Genomic DNA, 1799 nt, shown 5'->3' with positions numbered 1-1799 from the left:
CCGGCGCCAACAGCGCGGTGGGCTTGCGTTCCATGCCGGTGCGTTACCTGTTCCTCGATGAGGTGGATGGCTACCCGCTGGATGTGGAAGGCGAAGGCGATGCGATTTCCCTGGCCGAGGCGCGTACCCGCACTTTTGCCCGGCGCAAGATTCTGATCGTTTCGACCCCGACGATTGCGGGGGCCAGTGCGGTGGATCGGGAGTTCGAAGCATCGGACCAGCGCCGCTACTATGTGCCGTGCCCGCACTGCGAGCACCGCCAGTGGCTGCGGTTCGAGCAGTTGCGCTGGCAGCGTGGCCAGCCAGAGACGGCCGCCTACATCTGCGAGTCATGCAACCAACCGATCGCTGAGCATCANCTGGCAGCGTGGCCAGCCAGAGACGGCCGCCTACATCTGCGAGTCATGCAACCAACCGATCGCTGAGCATCACAAAACCTGGATGCTGGACAACGGCCAGTGGCAGGCCTGCGCACCAGAACAAGCCGGGCGCACGGCGGGGTTCCACCTCTCTAGCCTCTACAGCCCGGTGGGCTGGCGCAGCTGGATCGAGATCGCCCGCGCCTGGGAGTCGGCTGCGATGTCAGACAGTCGCTCGGCCTCGGCCATCAAGACTTTCAAAAACACCGAATTGGGTGAGACCTGGGTCGAAGAGGGCGAAGCGCCAGACTGGCAACGACTGCTGGAACGCCGAGAGGACTACCGAATCGGTACCGTGCCCGCGGGCGGCCTGCTGCTCACTGCCGGTGCCGACGTACAGAAGGACCGCATCGAAGTTTCGGTCTGGGCCTTTGGGCGCGGCAAGGCCGCGTGGCTGGTAGAGCACCGGATATTCATGGGTGACACCGCCCGCACCGAGGTGTGGGGTTCGCTGGCCAGACTCATGGGCGAGACCTGGACCCACAGCAGTGGCTGCCAGTTGAGTCTGGCGCGCCTGGCCTTGGATACCGGTTACGCCACCCAGGAGGCCTATGCCTTCGTGCGTAGCGTGCGCGATGCCCGGCTCATGCCGATCAAAGGTATTGGCGGTGGTGCGGCGCTGATTGGCACACCCACGGCGGTGGACGCTACGGCCAGCGGCAAAAAGCTGCGCCGGGGCATCAAGGTGTTTCCAGTGGCCGGCGGCATTGCCAAGCTGGAGTTCTACAACAACCTGCGCAAAGGCGCCGAGGTCGCGGAAGACGGCGTCACGCCGATCTACCCGGTCGGATTCGTACACCTGCCCAAGGTCGATGCCGAATACCTGCAACAGCTCTGTGCCGAGCAGCTGATCACCCGGCGCGACCGCAACGGCTTTGCCCACCGCGAGTGGCAAAAGATGCGCGAGCGCAACGAAGCTTTGGACTGCTACGTCTACGCTCGGGCAGCGGCTGCGGCGGCAGGACTGGACCGGTTCGAAGACCGGCACTGGCAAGAACTCGAAAAACAACTCGGCACCGACCCACCAGTCGTTGCCAAACAAATCACAACCCCCGAGGCCACCCAAGAACAGCGATTCGACGGTGGCCTCGTTACTTCTGGCAGTGCCAAACCCAACCCGCGTCGCGTGGTGCGCAGCCGATGGATGACTTGAGTGAACAAATAAGCATGACCTACACACCAGAACACCTGCAGGCCTTGCGCGAAGCCCTGGCCAGCGGCGAGCACCGCGTGACTTACGAGGGTAAGAGCATCGAGTACCGCAGCGTGGCCGATTTGAAGGCCGCAATTGCCGAAGTCGAAGCCACTATCGCTCGTGAATCCGGCTCACCCAAATCGCGCCAGATCCGCGTCACCACGAGCAAGGCACTCTGATGGCCT

At 63.5% G+C, this 1799-nt stretch carries 1 protein-coding gene and 1 pseudogene; both read left to right on the top strand.

The annotated features are described in order from the left end of the window. Nucleotides 1–1572, top strand: a pseudogene (locus C1I89_RS33530) (phage terminase large subunit family protein); the annotation flags it as partial. After that, nucleotides 1560–1793, top strand: coding sequence for a phage head-tail joining protein (locus C1I89_RS33525; RefSeq protein WP_440130681.1), 234 nt, complete (start codon nucleotides 1560–1562; stop codon nucleotides 1791–1793). The pseudogene C1I89_RS33530 and the gene C1I89_RS33525, both read left to right, overlap by 13 nt. The last annotated feature ends 6 nt before the right edge of the window (nucleotides 1794–1799 follow it).

It is taken from the genome of Achromobacter pulmonis, from assembly GCF_002885955.2.
Taxonomy (GTDB): domain Bacteria; phylum Pseudomonadota; class Gammaproteobacteria; order Burkholderiales; family Burkholderiaceae_B; genus Achromobacter; species Achromobacter pulmonis_A.
Note: the sequence above shows the minus strand (reverse complement) of the source record. Positions and strands in the feature narration are given on the sequence as shown.

What these genes read in the sequence shown, in the direction of transcription:
- C1I89_RS33525 (WP_440130681.1), top strand. Translation starts at nt 1,560, where the DNA reads ATGGATGACTTGAGTGAACAAATAAGCATGACCTACACACCAGAACAC.